Origin of the sequence: Solicola gregarius, assembly GCF_025790165.1 — a bacterium.
GTDB lineage: Bacteria > Actinomycetota > Actinomycetes > Propionibacteriales > Nocardioidaceae > Solicola > Solicola gregarius.
Map to the genome: position 1 here is coordinate 906,908 of NZ_CP094970.1, position 16,788 is coordinate 923,695.

Below are 16,788 nucleotides of genomic sequence, written 5' to 3' on the forward strand. Positions count from 1 at the left end.
CCAACGCCGCCGAATACATCCCTCACCACTGAAACGTCATGATCGACTCATGCAGACGCGCCGAATGGCGACTGGCCCTCGCCCGCCAGCAGATCTACTATCTCGGTGCGACTGAGGTCTATGCCGACCGCGTCTCCGATGTCGTCGAACAACTCCAGTGCGCGGCGAGCTGCGGATCGGGCAAATTCGGTCTGTTCGGTTGCCTGGTAAGACCGAGCCAGGTGAGTCCGTGCAACACACTCGAACCAGCGATCTCGGGAGGATCGAAAGAGTTCGGTCGCGCGGCTGAAGTGCTCGATCGCCTCGTGATGCGCCCCCTGTGCGGCGAGTGCGCTCGCATGTAGGTACGCCGCGTCGGCCTCGAACAGCGCGTCGATGTCTCTGTCCCGACACAGGTCGATCGCCTCGCCACTGAGGGTGACCGCCTCATCGAGCCGCCCGAGGCGTACGCACACCTCGGCCTGACTCGACAATGAGCGGACAAGCGACGTCACCGTGTGCAGCGTCTGTTCGCGGCGCCGGTTGATGGTGACCGCGCACGCGAGAGCACCGACCGCCCGCTCAGCATCGCCGACCTCGTCGAGGGTGAGTCCAAGGTTCACAAGGGTGCGTTGCTGACCGTCGAGATGACCGGCCTCCTCGAACAGTGCGAGCGCTCGCTCGAGGTGGTCGGCCGATGTATCGAACTGGTGCATCTCCGCAGTGACGATGCCGAGAAGTCCGGTCATTTGCGCCTCGGCGACGGTATCGCCTGTCCGTTGCGCCGCGCCGCGAGCGAGTCGGCCCACGCTGAGCAGGTCGTCGAATGCTCGGCGCCGGCGAAGGTAGACCTGGATCAGGTCGGCGAGGCGGTATGCGCTCAACTCGCGGCCGTGCGCGGCCGTGAAGCGTACACAGGCAGTCAGTGCGTGACGCTCGGCGTCGAACCATGCCATTGCGTCGTCGACGGTGTCAAACGTTGCGAGTTCGATCCCCGGATCGGGACGCCCGGGCTCGACGATCGGTGGCATCGCTCGCAACGGTGTCCACCCGTTGTGTGCGGAGTGGACGTACCAACCGAGGTACCTGTCGAGCGCGTCGGCGCGTGCGGATGCCGGGTCGTGTTCGTCGCAGAGTTCGGCGGCGTAGGCGTGGAGTAGATCGTGGAGTTCGTAGCGGTCGGGTTGTCGTTGCAGGAGCAGGTTGGAATCGACGAGGCGGTCGAGGTGGCGGCGTGCGCCGACCGGTGAGACTCCGGCGAGCGCGGCGGCGGCGCCGATTCCGACGTCGAGGCTGGGTTGGAGTCCCAGGAGCCGAAACATCCGGGCGGTGTCGTCGTCGTGCGCGCGGTACGACCAAGCGAAGACCATCCGGAGGTTCGCGGCGTCGTCGCCGGCGTCGAGGACGTCGAGACGGGTACCTTGCGCGTCGAGTTCTTCGATCAGAGCGGCCAGGCCGGCGTGTGGCTGTCGGGAGGCGTGTTCGGCTGCGATGGCCAGGGCGAGTGGTAGGTGGCCGCATCGGTCGGCGAGCCGACGGAGGTCGCTCGGGTCGTACGCCACGCCCGCGCGGTCGAGCGAGCCCGTGAGCAGGGCCGTCGACTCGTCGAGGTCGAGCTGGTCGAGCGTTTGGCGGGCCGCCCCTTCTCGGGCGACCAGGCTACGCAGCTGGTTGCGGCTGGTGATGATGACGGCCGACGATCCGGCGCCGGGAAGCAGCGGGCGTACCTGGTCGGCGTCGCGGGCGTTGTCGAGGATCACCAGCACGCGGCGATCGGACAGGGTGCTGCGCAGGAGACTGGCGCGGGCGGAGGTGTCAGGTGGGATCTGCGTGGCTGCGACGCCGAGGCCGCGCAACAGACTGTCGAGCGCCGAGGCCGGGCTGATCGGGGCTTCGGGCCCGAATCCGCGGAGGTTGAGGTAGAGCTGTCCGTCGGGGAACTGATCCGAGTGGCGGTGGGCCCAATGCACGACAAGCGACGTCTTCCCGATGCCTCCGGCGCCGTGCACGGCGACGAGGGCGACACGCCCAGGGGCAGTGTCGGCGAGGTTCGTGTCGAGTGCTGCCATCGATTGGGCGCGGCCGGTGAAACCCGCGATGTCGACGGGGACCTCGCGCGGCACGAGCCGCTCGGGTGCCGCTTCCGGCCGGGCCGCCGGTTCGGGCGGACGGGCGGCCAACAGCTCGGCGTGGACCGTGCGCAGCTCGGGCCCGGGGTCGACGCCAAGTTCGTCGCCGATCCGCTCGCGGATCTGCGCATATCGCTCGAGCGCCTCGGCCTGCCGACCGGCCGCGTTGAGCGCCCGTAGCAGTCGCGCCCACAGCGGCTCGTGGAGCCGATGGTCGACCAGCAATGCGTCGAGCTCGGCGACCACCCCCGCGAATCGGCCATCGGCCAGGTCAAGGTCGATGCGGCGCTGCAGCACGGCCAGTCGGCGGTCGCGCAGATGCACCGCCTCGGCCTCGGCCAGGTACCGCGACTCGAGCCCGTCGAACGGGTCCCCGCGCCACAATTGCAGCGCCTCGAAGATCGGCGCGCGATCGCCGGACTCGGCCGCGCCGTCGATGAGCCGGACGAAACGCAATGCGTCCACGCGTTCCGGATCGGTGTCGAGGAAGTAGCCGCCGTTCGCGGTCCCGATCGCGGCACTGCCGAGCGCACTCCGCAACCGATGCACATACGTCTGCAGCGTGCGCCGCGCAGCGTTCGGCAGCTCGTCGCCCCAGGCAGCCTCAGCCAACCGCTCGACCGAAACCGGACGCCCCGCCGACATCGCCAGCACGGCCAGGATCACACGCAGACGGTCGGAGCTGAGCTCGACCGTGCGCCCGTCGACGCGTACGCGGAATGTGCCCAGCACGCCGACCTCAATGACCGGCCCCTCGGCCGGTTCGCCTTCCATGCCGCAAGTCTGACACGAAGCAGGACTACGAATACGCGCCGTCGTAGACCGAGACGGACTCATCCGTCCCGAGTGAGCCCTACCGTAGGCGGTTGGGTTTGCGTAACGACCGTGCTATGTCTCGATGGGCGAGTAGGGACCAGTCTCCGCACGCTGACATCCCGTCTCCCAGAGACTCTGCACCCGACAATGACAGCAGCGCACGCGGACCATGGCGCTACCGATGCGCGTCAGCGCTGTCCCTGCCCCTCACCCGATTTCGCGGTGCTCGACGCCCCTCACCCGATTTCGCGGTGCTCGACGCCTTCAGCTGTTCGATCACCTGTATTGAGACTTGGTCTCGGTGGCAAGGCCTCGTGTGAGGAGGCGTCGGGGGCCGGGTCCGACATCTCCGAGCCGGTCGTTGGTGTTGCGCCGAGCGCAGGCATCGATCGACAGGCAGCCGAATCCGATGCAGTCAGTCAGTCGATCTCGCGGGCGCACGAGCTGATCGATCCCCGCATCGAGTTCTGCACGCCAGCCCGCCGAGAGATGTTCCCAGTCGTCACATGTTGGAGTGCGCTCGTCGGGCAGGCCCGGCAACGCATCTGCGACGCTACGCGGCGGGATGCCGACAGGCTGTGCGGCCTGGATGACAGCGATGCGTCTTACGACATCCCGCGCATAACGACGCTGGTCATCGGCGGTACCGAGCAGCGGCCACGCCGACACCGCGACGGGCGCGTCTTGCTCAGCGCCGGTAGTCGGGCCACGATTCTGGGGGATCGGGATCGAACACCGGTCACCGGCCGCCCTAGCGTCAGCGCCGTGCCCGGTTGGCGCGATCATCGGCGGACCCGGAGATGGCCGCGGCGATCCATCATCCTCAGAATACTTGACGTAAGCAGATATACAGGGCGTATGACCGACGGCGAGACCAACCTCGCTGACCTCGCGTCCACTGTCGGATTCAGCGACCAACCTCACCTCACTTGGATCATGCGGGACGAAGCGGGGTAGAGCCCATGGCGAGGTTCGCGCCTTGCTCGCCCCGTCGGATCCTCACCCACGCCGTTGTGACGTGACAGCCTTTGATCGCCGCGCATCGGAGGCCACCTGGTCTTGACAACTGTTGACTCGAGCGCCGCCGGTCAAGCAAATCGCCCCACCAGTCGTTCTCGTCGGCTCAAGTCAGGGAGCCTGCGAGAACGAGAACCGGTGCCCCTGGTCGTCAACTGCGACGATTATGGAGAATCGCCTATTGGCTACCCGCCGACCTTGGTGCCCGATTCTGCCTCGCGGTACTGCACGGGCCAGATACCCGTTTCTGCCTCGCCCAGCTCCCAGGCCGCTCGCAGGGGCCAGTGCGGGTCTCGCAGCAGTTCACGGCCCAGAAGGACGACGTCGGCCGCCGCCTCAGCGAGGATGTCCTCGGCCTGCTTGGGTTCGGTAATCATGCCGACCGCGCCAACTGGGATACTCACTTCTTCCCTTATACGGCGCGCAAACGGCACCTGGTATCCCGGTCCGACTGGAATGTTTGCTGGCGCGTTGCCGCCCGATGAGCAGTCGATCAAGTCAACGCCTTCCCCTAGGAGCAGGGACGCCAGTCTCGCGGTGTCTCCCTCACTCCATCCGCCCTCGATCCAGTCAGTCGAGGAGAGTCTGACGACTACCGGCACACCGGCGTCGACGCGGCGACGGATCTCGCGTACGACCTCGCACACCAGTCGGACCCGGTTGTCAAAGGAGCCCCCGTATTCGTCGTCGCGGTGATTCGTGAGGGGTGAGAGGAACTCGTGAATCAGGTAGCCGTGGGCCGCGTGCACCTCGAGGATGTCGAACCCGATGGCCACTGCGCGCTCGGCGGCGTCGCCGAAGGCTGACACGATTCGCGCGATCCCGTCGCCGTTGAGTGGCGCCGGATCCTCACGCAGTCCAGGGAACGGAAGCCCCGACGGGGCAACCGGACGCCAGCCGCCTCCTTGGTCGGTGATACCGCCGCGCAGTCCTGTGAAACCGGAGTACGCCGATGCCTTGCGGCCGGCATGTGCGAGCTGAATGCCGGCGGTGGCGCCCTGGTCGTGGACGAACTTCACGATCCGTGCCCAGGCCGCCTGTTGGTCGTCATTCCACAGGCCAGTGTCCTCAGGAGAGATTCGGCCACTCGGAGTCACGGCGGTGGCCTCGGTGAGCACCAAGCCCGCGCCGCCTCGCGCGAAGGCACCGAGATGGACCAGGTGCCAGTCATTCGGCTCTCCGTCCACCGCGGAGTATTGGCACATGGGTGATACCCACACGCGGTTGCGTACGGTCACCTGACGAAGCGTGATCGGCGTGAAAAGTCGACTCATTGGGCACCCTCTCATCTTGTTCGATTCATCGGAGACTGCTGCAGTTGAACGGGACTCGGTGTGGACCCCTGAGGAGTTGCCGTCAGCGGCTCCGCATTCGTGACGGCAGTTACTGGCGCAAGTACCTGATGTATCGATGGCACACGACCGCAATTGGGCCGGTCGGTCCGGGGGCCGTATGTTCGAACAATCCGCCGTCCTGCCAGCCTTGACGTTCGTAAAACCGTCGCGCCCGAGCGTTACTCGGGACGACAGCGAGCCACGCTGCCGCGTAACCTTGCTCGGCAATCCGGCGCTCCCCGGCAGTCAGTACCGCGGCAGCGATACCCGTGCCGCGGTCGTTATCGGCGACGTACACCTGATCGACTTCGTCATCGTTGACCATGACGAACCCCGCGACAGCGCCGTCGACCACGGCGACAACCGTGTCCGACACTCGATCCGCGCTTCGTCGAGCGAACGATTCTCGGGTACGAGCATCAACGAGGGCATCAGGAACGTTGCCGTCATGCACCTCGTGCCAGCCCATGTGCCAGATTCGGGAGACGCGCTCAACGTCGGCGTGATTGGCGGAACGGATTTCAATCATGACAATTCATCCTGATCTAAAGGGCTGCACCGCCAGCAACGACGGCGCGAACAACACCGGCCGGGTCGTCGAAGCGGGGTTGCGGTGTCCGAATGAAGTACAGCATACGATCGTACGTTTGTCTACGGTCGTACGTATGTGCTCTAGACTGTGGGACATGACGAAGCTGGGAGACGAACGACGGACAGGGGTGCTCCGAACTGCGGTGCACGCCGCATCGATCGAGGGGCTCGAGGGGCTCACGCTCGGGCGCCTAGCTGTGGTCAGCGGAGTCCCCAAGAGCGCACTTCAGGCCCTGTTCGGCACGAAGGAGAGTCTCCAATTGGCCATCGTCGCCTACGCAGTCGACATCTTCCAGCACGAGGTCCTGACCCCTTCCGCGGATGTACCCGACGGGCTCGCCCGCCTGCGCGTCGTCATGGAGTCCTGGATCGACTACCTGATCATCTTCGACGGCGGATGCCTCTTCGTCGCCAGCGCCAGCGAGCTCGACGGCCGCCCGGGCCCGACACGCGACGCCATCACCGACGCCGTCGTCAGCGGCGAGAGTCTCCTGGTGCGCCAAACGGACCTCGCCCAACGACTCGGCGAACTACCCACCGAGCCCGACCCCGAACAGGTCGCCTTCGAGCTTCACGCCGTACTACTAAAAGCCAACCACGATCGACAACTCCTAGCCCGCGATGACGCCCTCAACCGCGCCCGCACCGCCCTCGACCGCATCCTGCCACCCGCCCCCTAACAGCCGATGAATGCACCCACGCCCGACGGCATCCTCGTCCTAACTGGACCAACCTGCGCCGGCAAATCATCGATCGGCCACCTACTCGCCAACGACTCGAACCTGAGCGACAGGATCTACGCCGAGATCTCCATCTCCCCGACGACGCCGTACGCCGATTCCGCGAGCGGCCCCAGCCCACGGACCTTTGACGACGATCTCGTGCGCGAGTGCACCGGAGCCTTCCCGTATGGACGCCAGGCGTTGCGTTTGGATTCCTCACCGGCGGTCGACCCAGCGCCAAGTGGCGGCGAGGACAAGAGCACTGGTCCGAAAACTTCCGATGCGCGTCTGTCAGACATACGCCGGTGCGTCGGCTGAGGCCATACGGTTGGGAATGTGACCGAAACTCGTAGGGTCTTACTCGTCGGATACCCCGCCGCTGAACTGCTCAACATCGCCTGCGTGGTCAGCACTCTGCAACTGGCCAACTTCCTCCGTGGACGCTCTCTCTACCGCACGCAATTGGCCTCTCCTCGTGGCGCCCCGATCCGTACCGCCACCGGCCTGGTCGTCAATGCCCAGATCCCACTGGAGCGCGCGCACGGCCCTTTGGACTCCCTCATTGTGGTCGGCGGCACAGGCTATGTCGACGCCATGAATGACGAACGACTGGTCGCGCACGTGCGACGGCTCAGCCGGGAGTCACGCCGGGTGGCATCGGTGTGTACCGGTGCCGGCATCCTCGCGGCGACCGGCTTGCTGGACGGACGACACGCTGCTACCCACTGGGACCACGCGGCGTACCTCCGAGCACGCTTTCCCGCAGTCAAGTTCGACAGCGATCCCATCTACATCGCGGAGAACGACGTGTGCACCTCAGCGGGCGTCACGGCCGCGCTCGACCTCACTTTGTCGTTCATCGAGACAGACGCTGGCGCAGACCTGGCGCGCGACGTGTCACGCCAACTGGTGACCTACCTCCATCGGCCGGGGAACCAGGCCCAGATGAGTATGTACACGGCGCCACCTGCCACCGGACACTCCGTGGTGCAGGACACCGTCTCCTACATCGCGTCGCACCTCGACCACGACCTCTCGGCCACCGCTCTGGCCAAGCGAGTCACCGTCAGCGAACGGCACCTCGCGCGCCTCTTCCTCAAGGAGCTCGGCGTGACACCGGGCCGATACGTGCGACGAGCGCGAACGGAGGCCTCAGCCCGCCTACTAACCGGCACAGATCTCACTGTGCGGACCATCTCCTCCCGCTGCGGATTCGGAACAGCCGAGGCCCTTCGCCAAGCATTCGCAAGCACGTACGGAGTCTCTCCCTCCCATTACCGGACCACCCAGTCCAGGTCAGCTGCTTCCCCGCGCGGTCGGTCTGCATCTCAGTAACACCCCGAGCTCAATGCCGTGGCCAACTCTCATAGGCAGAGCAGTGTCACAGACAACGGCGTCGGACGTCGGATGCTCGGACAGGCGGCACGACACCGTTAGCTCGCACTACGCCAACGTGGACACCTTCCAGGCGCGACCCTCACTCGCGTGGCCACGAGGAAACTAGTGGCCGTCCGACCATGCTGCTTGCGACCGCGCAGAACTCGTTGTCCTCCGGATCGGCAAGCACCGTCCGCCCACCTTCGGAGTCAGCCTCCCGCAGCAAGGTGGCGCCTTTCGCAATCAGCGAGGGGACGTCACCGCAAACAACGTCGAGATGAATGCGGTTCTTATACGTGAACCCTGGTGCGTCGTGGCCGACGCGGGCGCCCAATGCATCGCCCACGAAGTGGCGATTGAAGTCGGATCGGCACAGTCAATGATGAGTTCGTAGAGGCAGTGCGGCGGCACTTGGTCACGCTCGAAACGCAGAGCTCGCCGCCAGCGAGCTCGACGGCCGCCCGGGCCCGACACACGACGCCATCACCGAGGCCGACGTCAGCGGCGAGAGTCTCCCGGTGCGCCAAACGGTCCTCGCCCAGCGACTCGGCGAACTACCTGGCTTTGATCCCGGTTGGTGGACACAGGGTTATGCGTCGTTCTGATCTGCCGCGGTCTGAGTGCCTTGTTGTATCTCGACTGCCACGGGGCTGGCCTGGCCGATCGAGGAGCGCCTCCGGCGGCAGTTGTAGCGGTCCTCGATCCAGGCACCGACGTCCTGACGAGACGCTTGAAGCTGGACTGTGAGTGCAGCGGATGGGTGCGCCGCGCTCGGTCTCTCTTCGTGTTTGTCGGAGTCAACACGGCCGGCGCACACGGCGAGGCGCCCGGATTGGGTCGCCACTTGCGTCTTGAGGTTTCAGACCTGACCGAGTATGACCTGGGCTTCCGCGATGCCGGCCTCGTTGCGCCGGTGGAATGTGCGTTGTCCGATCCTTTCGGTGGTGATGAGCCCGGCCGCCCGCAGGATGTCGAGGTGGCGAGTGGCGGTGGGTTGCGAGATGCCCACTGTTGCCGCGATAAGTGAGACGCAGGCTCCAGCCTCGCCGAGGTCGCCCTCTCGCTGCGAGGCCAACCGCTTCGATGGTTCGCGCAGCAGTTCAAGGATCGTCAGTCTAGTTTCGGATGCTAGGGCTCGGGCTACCTCGTGGACGCGCATACAAGAAACATAGCCGCATAGACATATAGCGAAATAGCTATGCCCGTGTTAGCGTCCCGGCATGCATGTCGCCCGCGTCGCACCACTGCTCTCCACGTTGCGCGCAAACGACGGCCCCGATGCCTTCGTGACTGTGACAACTGAGCGTGCAATCAGTGAGGCCCGAGCACTGGACGCGCGCGAGCAGCGGGCGTCGCAACATTTGCTGCTATCTGGCCGAACGGTCGCCTTCAAGGACGTCGTTCCACTGCATGGCAGCCCGACGCGTGCCGGAACCAAGTTCATCCGAGGCTCCACCGAAGAGGCTGATCACACGATCGTGCGGATCCTTCGTCGGCACGGCGCGATCTGCGTGGGTAAGACTGCGATGAGCGAGCTCGGAGTATCGGTGCTAGGTGAGAACGAGATCTTGCCGGCGCCAACAAATCCCTTCGACGAACACCGCGTTTGCGGTGGATCGTCATCTGGAGCTGCGGCTGGAGTTGCGGCGGGCCTGATCGATCTCGGTGTCGGTACCGACAGCGGCGGCTCGGTTCGTCTGCCGGCCGCGTGGTGTGGAGTCGTTGGTTACAAACCCACACGCGACCTCATCGCGCAAAGAGGCCTGATTACGTTCTCGCCCACTCTGGACTCGGTCGGTTTGGTCGCACGGACTGTGCGGGATGTCCGGCTCGGGGCGTCAGCACTTCTGAGGCAGACTGCGACTGCAGCATCCGATGGCGCCGTCACCATCCTATTCTCCCGAGCCTACTTCGAGCCCGTCGATCCATCCGCGCTGGCGGTCTATGACCGCGCGGTGAGCGTCCTGAAGGTTCACCTGCCGACTGACCCGACCACCTGTCCCGATCCGTTCAGTGGTCTGGAGCGCTTTCGGCGTCGTCACGGCTCGACCGCTGCCGACGAGGGGTGGGACCTGTGGCGAGATCCGGTCATGGCGGCCGGGGACCTGGCATCACCTCGCCTCCGCCGGTGGTTCACCAACCACAACCCGAGTGGCCGTGTCGCTCGCCGACGTCGCTCGGCCGTGCGCCAGCGACTGATGGCACGGTTCGCGTCGATTGTCCCCACCGGCCGTGTGCCAGCGACTGATGGCACGGTTCGCGTCGATTGTCCCCACCGGCCGTGTGCTGGTGACGCCGACGAGCCTTACCGAGCCGCCGAGGTTCGACGACCTGCACGGCGCCAGGTACGACGAGCTGTACCGAGAAGCCCACCGCATGCTGTGGGCCCTCAACGAACTCGACGGCCCAGCGATCACGGTGCCATGCGGCTTCACCGATTCAGGACTCCCCGTGGGCCTGCAGCTCTGCGCCCCATCCGGGCGCGATGCGGACGTCCTCAGCGCAGCCGAGCGCGTCGAGAACGTGCTCACGGAGCAGCACGTTCCAACTCACTGACAAGGATGCCCATGGCCGATCAGATCGAGCTGGCGCTCCATAGCTACAGCCGCCGCCTGCGCTTCGTTCACGATCCCGACTACGATGTCTTCACCTTCATCGACGAGGCCGCACGCCGCGGTTTCGCAGGCGTCAATATCAGTCTTTCCGGGCCAGACAATGCCCACCTGCCACCACACCGCCACCTTGGCGGGAACACACCGGCCCACCTCTCCGCCGTCGCCGACGCACTCCGCAGCCGGGGCATGTCCGTTGAAGTCGACACCGACACCGTCCAACCAGACCGCCTCCAGACCGCCATCACCATCGCCGGGGCGCTGGGAGCCCGCGTACTACGGACGTTCACCCACCACTGCGAACCGGATGTGTTGGCCAAGACCACGCACGAGCTGGCGCTCTCCCGTCTCGCCGCTGAAGCAGCCGACGTCGTCGTCGCAGTCGAGAACCATGAGGAGTTCACCTCGGCCGAACTCGTCCGACTTGTCGAAAATGTCGACAGCCCCCACGTCCGGCTGCTATTCGACTACGGCAACAGCCTCCCCGTGCTCGAGCCGCCTGCCGTAGCGCTCGCATCGATGCTGCCCTACGTCGTCGCCTGCCACCTCAAGGACGTCGCGATGATCTCCGCCGACGACAGTCCGGACAGCGTGCCAGCGACGATGGGTGTTCCCCTCGGGCACGGACACATCCCCGTGGAATCCCTGACCAGGACGCTCGTCACCGGCCGCATCCGGCGCCTAGCACTCCAGAACGTGTGGGGATATCACGTGCCCCTGGGCAAACTCCGCCCCATCGACCCGAACGACCCGCGACTTGGCGAAGGCGACTTCGCCTACATTCGCCCCCCGTTCTCACCGCCGATCGTCTGCTTCCACCCCGAGAGCGTATACACGCCGGAACAGTTGATGGCTCTCGAGGACCACGCACTCGACGTCGCGACCCGCAATGCCATCACCCTGTGCCAACGCATCACCGGAGGCCGACCAAGCCCCGATGAGCCGGTATCAGGCAACCGAGGAGCACGATCGTGACTACACACAAGACCTGCGACGCCTGGACCGGACCGGACAATCACGGCACCTATCAACGTCGTTCCCTGCGCAAGGGTCACCACCGCCGCTGCCTGGGGGCACGGGCTCGACGGCTATGACCTTGGCGTGCTGAGCGTCGCGTTGCCGGCCATCGCCCTCGAAGCTAAAGTCCTCCGCGTTCGAGCTCGGGCTGCTGGGTGCATCGTCGCTGATCGCTACCTTTATCGGAGGACTCGCCTTCGGCTGGCTGACTGCCAAGATCGGCCGCCGCGTCACGTTCTCCACTCGTGTTCATCGCTGTCATCGCCACATGGGTCGCCCAACTATCGACGGTCACCTTCGCGCTGCTATTCCTCGCCCGCCTGGGCAGCGGCTTCGCTATCGGGGCGGAGCACACCGTCGGAGAACCGATGCTCGCCGAGTTCTCTCCCTCCCGCGGCGAGGCCGTCGCATCTCGTTTGCTCAGGTCTGCTGAACCTCGACAACCTTCTCGCGGTGATCAGCGGGTACGCCCTCCTGGAATGGGGCCGATGTGCACTGGCGCGGTACTCGCCAGCGCCGCCATCCCAGCCCTCGTCGGTCTGCGGCTTCGACGCAACATCGCAGAATCGCCCCTGGCTCGCGCGGCAAGGTCACCAAACGGAGGCTCGCCGCATTTCCGATACCTACCTCGGCGCGACCTCCTTCGACCAAGGGGCACTGGGCGCCGAGAACCGGGCGATCGACAGCAACTGGTCCTCACTGTTTCGCGGACAACAGCGGCAACGCGCCGTCTTCGAGGCCGTGATGTACCTGTTCCTGGTCATCTCCTACTTCGCGATCTTCACCTTCGCGCCGACCGTCCTGAGCACCATGGGCGTCTCCAATGTCGTTGCCGGCACCATCGCCCTCAACGCCATCGCACAATCGGCACCGTCGCAGGCAGACTATGCGTGGACTCGCTCGGACGTCGACGCCTCCTCATCGGCCCGTTCACGGCGAGCATCGCCGCATTCATCGCCCTCGCGGCCTTCGGCGGCGATTCCGCTCCGATCGTGACCGTCTGCTTCATCGTCTTCGCCTTCCTCAGCTCCGCCGCCTGCGTCCTCATCCCGTCTACCCGGGTGAACCTGTTTCCACCTCCTTGCGCTCGACCGGAGCCGGCCTCTTCACCGCTATCAGCCGAGTCGGAGCGGCTCTCGGAACGTTCCTAATCCCGGCAACTATCACTGGACTCGGCATCGCAAGCGTCATGGTCGTTGGCGCCGTCGTCTGCGTCATCGGCCTTGCCGATACCTACACGTGGGCGCGGCCGGGCGATCGTCCGGGATCAGCGCCGGCTCGACGCGGGCGGCAGCGCGGCTGGACGATCCCGCGCGCGATGCCGGCGCGGGCGTCGGCGACGCCGTGGGCATGGTGTACGTGTTGAGAGTGCCGCGGCCGGCCAAATCGAGGATCGGCGACCGTACTGGAGCGCAAAGGGTTCATCAAGATCGGCAAGGAGACCTCGTGGGCCGCCTGCGCCGGCAAGGACGTGCTCGAGCACATCTACCGCCTCGACTTGTCACCTCATCGAGCCCGACACCGGAGGAACCCTTGCGGTATTCCTCCGGTGCGGGGCGGTGATGGCTCGGGACATTACCGCTCGAGTCCCGGTTACTGGCTACCGGGCCTGCGCTCAACGATGGCCCTCTTGTACGGGCGAATGACGTCGCGTGGCGGCCGGTGACCGGAATCGGTGTCCGACAACCAGTGCTGGCAGCAGGGTGATCGCGGCCAGCACGGCGGCCACGGCGAAGCCTGTGGTGATCGACCTGGCGTTGGCGATGGGCCCGAGGAGCAGTGGTGCGGCCGCTTGCCCGACGAACGTCGAAGAGGCTGACAGCGCTGTCGCCCTTCCCCTGAGTGATACAGGGGCACCTTCGGCGATCAGGACCGTGAGCGCAGGCACGGCGAGCCCCATGCCGGTGCCGAACAGCGCAGCGGCGGCTCCGAGGAGAATGGGGTGCGGGATGATGCTCAGGCCAGCGAGCGCGAGGATCCAGATGGCGAAGGACAGCTTCAGTAGAGCGCGGTCGCCGAGCCATGCGCGCAGTGGGGCGTAGCCCAGACCGACGGCGGTCATACTCGCCGACAGTGCCACGGCGTGAAGGGCTACGTAACGGGGATCGGTGACGCCGAGCTCGGCGAGGCGCATGGGCAGGAGTATCAGCACCGCGTAGAGCAGGACGGCACTGATGAGCTGCATCGCGTAAAAGCCAAGCAGATCGGGGCGTCGGCGTGCGAGGTCTCGGACCCGACTGCTGGGCGGTGCGGTCTCGGCAACCTCAGCTGTCGCGGAGATTCTGGTACGCCGGGTGGGCACCACGGTGATGCACGCGACGGCGAGCGGTACGCCGAGCAGATAGAGGGCGAACGGCGCGTGCCAGGAGATGGTGCCGAGCAGGCCACCGAGCAGCGGCCATCCGAGTCCGCCGAGGCTGATGGCTGAAGACCGCCAGCCCATGACCCGGTCCCTCCCGCGTCCGTCGTGCAACTCGAAGAGCGCAACGGTAGTGGCCACGAACACCGCCGCCGCACCGACGCCAAAGACTAGACGGCTTGTCAACAGCCACCCGTAGCTCTCGGTCATCATCCCGGCGCCCCCGGAGATCCCGTACAGCAGGAGCCCCCACGCCAGTGCCAGCCGGACCCCCCAGCGGTCGATTGCCCGACCCACGAAAGGTGCGACGACCGCCAGCGAGAACCCGTGCAGGGTCAGCACGAGCCCCGCTCGGGTCTCGGTGAGTGCGAGGTCCCGGCGGATCAGTTCGAGCACCGGTGAGAGGATCGCCCCAGCCATCACGGTCAGGGTCGAGGCCGCCAGCAGCGCGGCCAGCGTCACCCGGGTGCGCCCGCCGGCGCTGCTCATCGAGCACGCAACGAGTGCAGCGCTCGCGACCACGTGAGGACTTCATCGGCCACGCGGCGAACCCTCTCGGCCTGGAACGCCCGCGGGGAGAGGCCGTCGCCGGTGAAGTCCTCGGGCAGGACCAGGGTCACCGCTGTGCGGACGTCGGCGACCTGCAGTTCCGCGAGAACCTGCCGAAGGTGCTCGACCGCCCGCACCCCTCCGTCGACTCCGTAACCGACGATCCCCGCCGCCTTGTTGTGCCACTCGGCGTAGACGAAGTCGAGCGCGTTCTTGAGCGCGGCGGGCAAGGAGTGGTTGTACTCGGGAGTCACGAAGACGAATCCGTCGCAAGCTCCGACTGCTTGCGCCCACCTCCGCGTATGGGGGCGTTCGTACTCGCCTAAGGCGGCCGGCACATTCTCATCGAGCAACGGCAGAGCGAACCTGGCAAGATCCAGCACCTGGACCTCGACGGCCTCGCCGAGGTGTTGTATCGCGACCTGCGCTGTCCAGTGCGCGACCGCCGGGGCACGCCGCCCGGGTCGCGTACTCCCGACAATCACCCCGATCCTCAACGGCCCATCCGAAGGAGCCTCTGGGTGACTAGGGCGGTTGCCGACGGCTCGCACCTCCCGGTCATCAGTTGCAGGTCTCATGAGGCCGAATGTATCTTGGTATAAAGCGACTAACAAGTCACATACCTTTTACTTGACTCCAGGCTAGTCTGGACAGATGGCAACCGATTCCGTGGACCGCATCCTCGAGACCTGGGCCGCGCGCGACCCGGGCTTGCACACCGGCCCGCTCGAGGTCGTCGGACGTCTGCGACTGTGCAATGCGTATCTCGAGCGAGCGATCATCGCAGCCCTGCGACCGTTCGGGTTGAGCCTCGGGGAGTTCGATGTGCTCAGCACCCTTCATCGACATGGTGTAGACACGGGCATCAAGCCGACCGATCTGGCCCAGTCCGCGCTGATCACCACCGGGGCGATGACCACCAGACTGGACCGACTCGAACGAACCGGACTTCTCAGGCGAATACCCGACCCGAAGGACCGGCGAGGGGTGCACGTTCAGCTCACCGAACACGGCGAGCAGCTCGTCGAGCGGTCCCTGCACGCGGTACTTGCCGCCGACGACGCCTTCCTCGAGCCACTGAGCCGGCCACAACGAGAGTCGACCGCCACCGCGCTCAAGCAACTGCTCGTGCGCTCCGAACCTGGCTGAGCAGGCCTGACCTCAACACTACGTGCTACGGCGAAGCACCGTACGTTCCTTCATTGGGGCACAGGCAACTGCCGTCGAGACGTATCGTGGTCGTCGGTGGCGCACTTGGCAGCTGGTGAGTGCTCAGGCCGCCGCGGCTGTTGGTGCGTCGCTGACCCGGTCGACGCCTGCATTCGACTGTCGGGTTTGGCTTCCTTGAAACGGTGCGCGCGATTCGACTCCCCTGACCACGACTCGTGCTCGAGGGCATGCACGCTTGCCTGGAGGACGGCGGCCGGCGCCGGGTTCTGGCGAGATGTCCACGATCCGTCGGGAAGCGCGGACAGTCGGCGTCGGATGTAGGTGCTCACTCGGCACTCGCAGATATCCCTCCTGAACCACTCGACCTTGAGCGGGCACACAGCGGCGAGCAGCGCCGCGCGGTCAGGAATGCGGTGGTAGACATGTCACGGCACGTTCGTGGTGCGGGCCCCGGCACTCATCGGAGCGCTCGCGGCACCGGTTGCGAACAGGTCGACATCAGCGGTCACGAGCGCCGCCGTGGGATAGGTCGCGGCCTTCCCATGGTTGTCGGACCAAGCTCTACTTCGTCAAGCTCTACTTCGTCTAGGGGCCAGTCTTTGGACAGGAGACGTCAGTGCCAGCTGGAGCGAGGGCTGGTACAACCCGACCCGTCGACACACCTCGATGGGCGATACCAGCCCTGCCGACTACGAAGCACTTCACACCACCGTCATCGACACGGCGTGATCAACGAAAGCCACTCGCCCGGAAAACCGGGTCAGGCTCTGTCGGCGCGATGGTCGATGCGCCCTTCACGCTCATCCTTGCTGGCAACCGCGAGCGCGCGCTGGGCCATCGCCCGCATGGCCTCAAGACATCGATCCGATCAGCCGCGTGTCGTGGCGAGCTGACGCGTCGTCTTGGCACTCGTTTCCTGGGTCCTTACTAGGACGCCCGCATGCACGCAGAGGTGTCACCAGTGGTGGGCCTCTGCACGCCCATGCGGCCCGACCGAGCTGTCACACGCATAGCCCGACTCCGACGGTTCAATCAGTCATCGCGACCGGTGGTTACCAAGTCTCGTCCTGCACGGCGGAAACCGAGCCAGCACGATGACCCTCGGCGTTCGGAGCG

General features: G+C 65.9%; 14 protein-coding genes and 1 pseudogene. 7 read left to right on the top strand and 8 right to left on the bottom strand.

Features of this window, described 5'->3' with window-relative positions:
• Positions 1-47: 47 nt before the first annotated feature.
• The 4 genes from L0C25_RS04510 to L0C25_RS04520 form a co-directional block, all read right to left on the bottom strand.
• Positions 48-2,882, bottom strand: a complete 2,835-nt coding sequence (locus tag L0C25_RS04510; protein ID WP_271635229.1) for an AfsR/SARP family transcriptional regulator — start codon at positions 2,880-2,882, stop codon at positions 48-50.
• 318 nt (positions 2,883-3,200) lie between these two features.
• Positions 3,201-3,710, bottom strand: a complete 510-nt coding sequence (gene soxR / locus L0C25_RS24155; protein WP_408641671.1) for a redox-sensitive transcriptional activator SoxR — start codon at positions 3,708-3,710, stop codon at positions 3,201-3,203.
• A 416-nt stretch (positions 3,711-4,126) separates the two neighbouring features.
• Entirely contained in the window at positions 4,127-5,215 is a 1,089-nt protein-coding gene (locus L0C25_RS04515; RefSeq protein WP_271635230.1) for an NADH:flavin oxidoreductase/NADH oxidase, read from the bottom strand.
• A 109-nt stretch (positions 5,216-5,324) separates the two neighbouring features.
• Positions 5,325-5,804, bottom strand: a complete 480-nt coding sequence (locus L0C25_RS04520; protein WP_333908567.1) for a GNAT family N-acetyltransferase — start codon at positions 5,802-5,804, stop codon at positions 5,325-5,327.
• A 157-nt stretch (positions 5,805-5,961) separates the two neighbouring features.
• Here L0C25_RS04520 and L0C25_RS04525 point away from each other — a divergent pair, with 157 nt between their 5' ends.
• Positions 5,962-6,546 carry a TetR/AcrR family transcriptional regulator gene (locus tag L0C25_RS04525; RefSeq protein ID WP_271635232.1) on the top strand — a complete coding sequence of 195 codons (585 nt, stop codon included), beginning with the start codon at positions 5,962-5,964 and terminating at the stop codon, positions 6,544-6,546.
• Between the two features lie 378 nt (positions 6,547-6,924).
• Positions 6,925-7,923, top strand: coding sequence for a GlxA family transcriptional regulator (locus tag L0C25_RS04530; RefSeq protein ID WP_271635233.1), 999 nt, complete (start codon positions 6,925-6,927; stop codon positions 7,921-7,923).
• Positions 7,924-8,065: 142 nt separating this feature from the next.
• Here the strand turns inward: L0C25_RS04530 and L0C25_RS24160 are convergent, their stop codons facing one another.
• Positions 8,066-8,311, bottom strand: coding sequence for a VOC family protein (locus tag L0C25_RS24160; protein WP_408641672.1), 246 nt, complete (start codon positions 8,309-8,311; stop codon positions 8,066-8,068).
• A 513-nt stretch (positions 8,312-8,824) separates the two neighbouring features.
• Positions 8,825-9,124 (bottom strand): ArsR/SmtB family transcription factor, encoded by a 300-nt coding sequence (locus L0C25_RS04535; protein WP_271635234.1) that lies wholly within the window; start codon positions 9,122-9,124, stop codon positions 8,825-8,827.
• A 61-nt stretch (positions 9,125-9,185) separates the two neighbouring features.
• Between L0C25_RS04535 and L0C25_RS24165 the strand changes: the two are divergent.
• The 4 genes and pseudogenes from L0C25_RS24165 to L0C25_RS04550 form a co-directional block, all read left to right on the top strand.
• Positions 9,186-9,812: pseudogene (locus L0C25_RS24165) on the top strand (amidase family protein); the annotation flags it as partial.
• Between the two features lie 400 nt (positions 9,813-10,212).
• Entirely contained in the window at positions 10,213-10,521 is a 309-nt protein-coding gene (locus L0C25_RS04540; RefSeq protein WP_271635235.1) for an amidase family protein, read from the top strand.
• Positions 10,522-10,532: 11 nt separating this feature from the next.
• Positions 10,533-11,552 carry a TIM barrel protein gene (locus L0C25_RS04545; RefSeq protein WP_271635236.1) on the top strand — a complete coding sequence of 340 codons (1,020 nt, stop codon included), beginning with the start codon at positions 10,533-10,535 and terminating at the stop codon, positions 11,550-11,552.
• Between the two features lie 495 nt (positions 11,553-12,047).
• Entirely contained in the window at positions 12,048-12,590 is a 543-nt protein-coding gene (locus tag L0C25_RS04550) for an MFS transporter (RefSeq protein ID WP_271635237.1), read from the top strand.
• A 619-nt stretch (positions 12,591-13,209) separates the two neighbouring features.
• Here L0C25_RS04550 and L0C25_RS04555 read toward each other — a convergent pair.
• Both L0C25_RS04555 and L0C25_RS04560 read right to left on the bottom strand, forming a co-directional pair.
• A complete protein-coding gene (locus L0C25_RS04555) occupies positions 13,210-14,442 on the bottom strand; it encodes an MFS transporter (protein WP_271635238.1) in 1,233 nt (410 codons plus the stop codon).
• Positions 14,439-15,080: an NADPH-dependent FMN reductase gene (locus L0C25_RS04560; protein ID WP_271635239.1), complete on the bottom strand. Its 642-nt coding sequence runs from the start codon at positions 15,078-15,080 to the stop codon at positions 14,439-14,441. Before L0C25_RS04560 ends, L0C25_RS04555 begins: the two co-directional genes overlap by 4 nt.
• A gap of 76 nt (positions 15,081-15,156) precedes the next feature.
• Here L0C25_RS04560 and L0C25_RS04565 point away from each other — a divergent pair, with 76 nt between their 5' ends.
• Positions 15,157-15,651 (top strand): MarR family winged helix-turn-helix transcriptional regulator, encoded by a 495-nt coding sequence (locus tag L0C25_RS04565; RefSeq protein WP_271635240.1) that lies wholly within the window; start codon positions 15,157-15,159, stop codon positions 15,649-15,651.
• Positions 15,652-16,788: the final 1,137 nt, after the last annotated feature.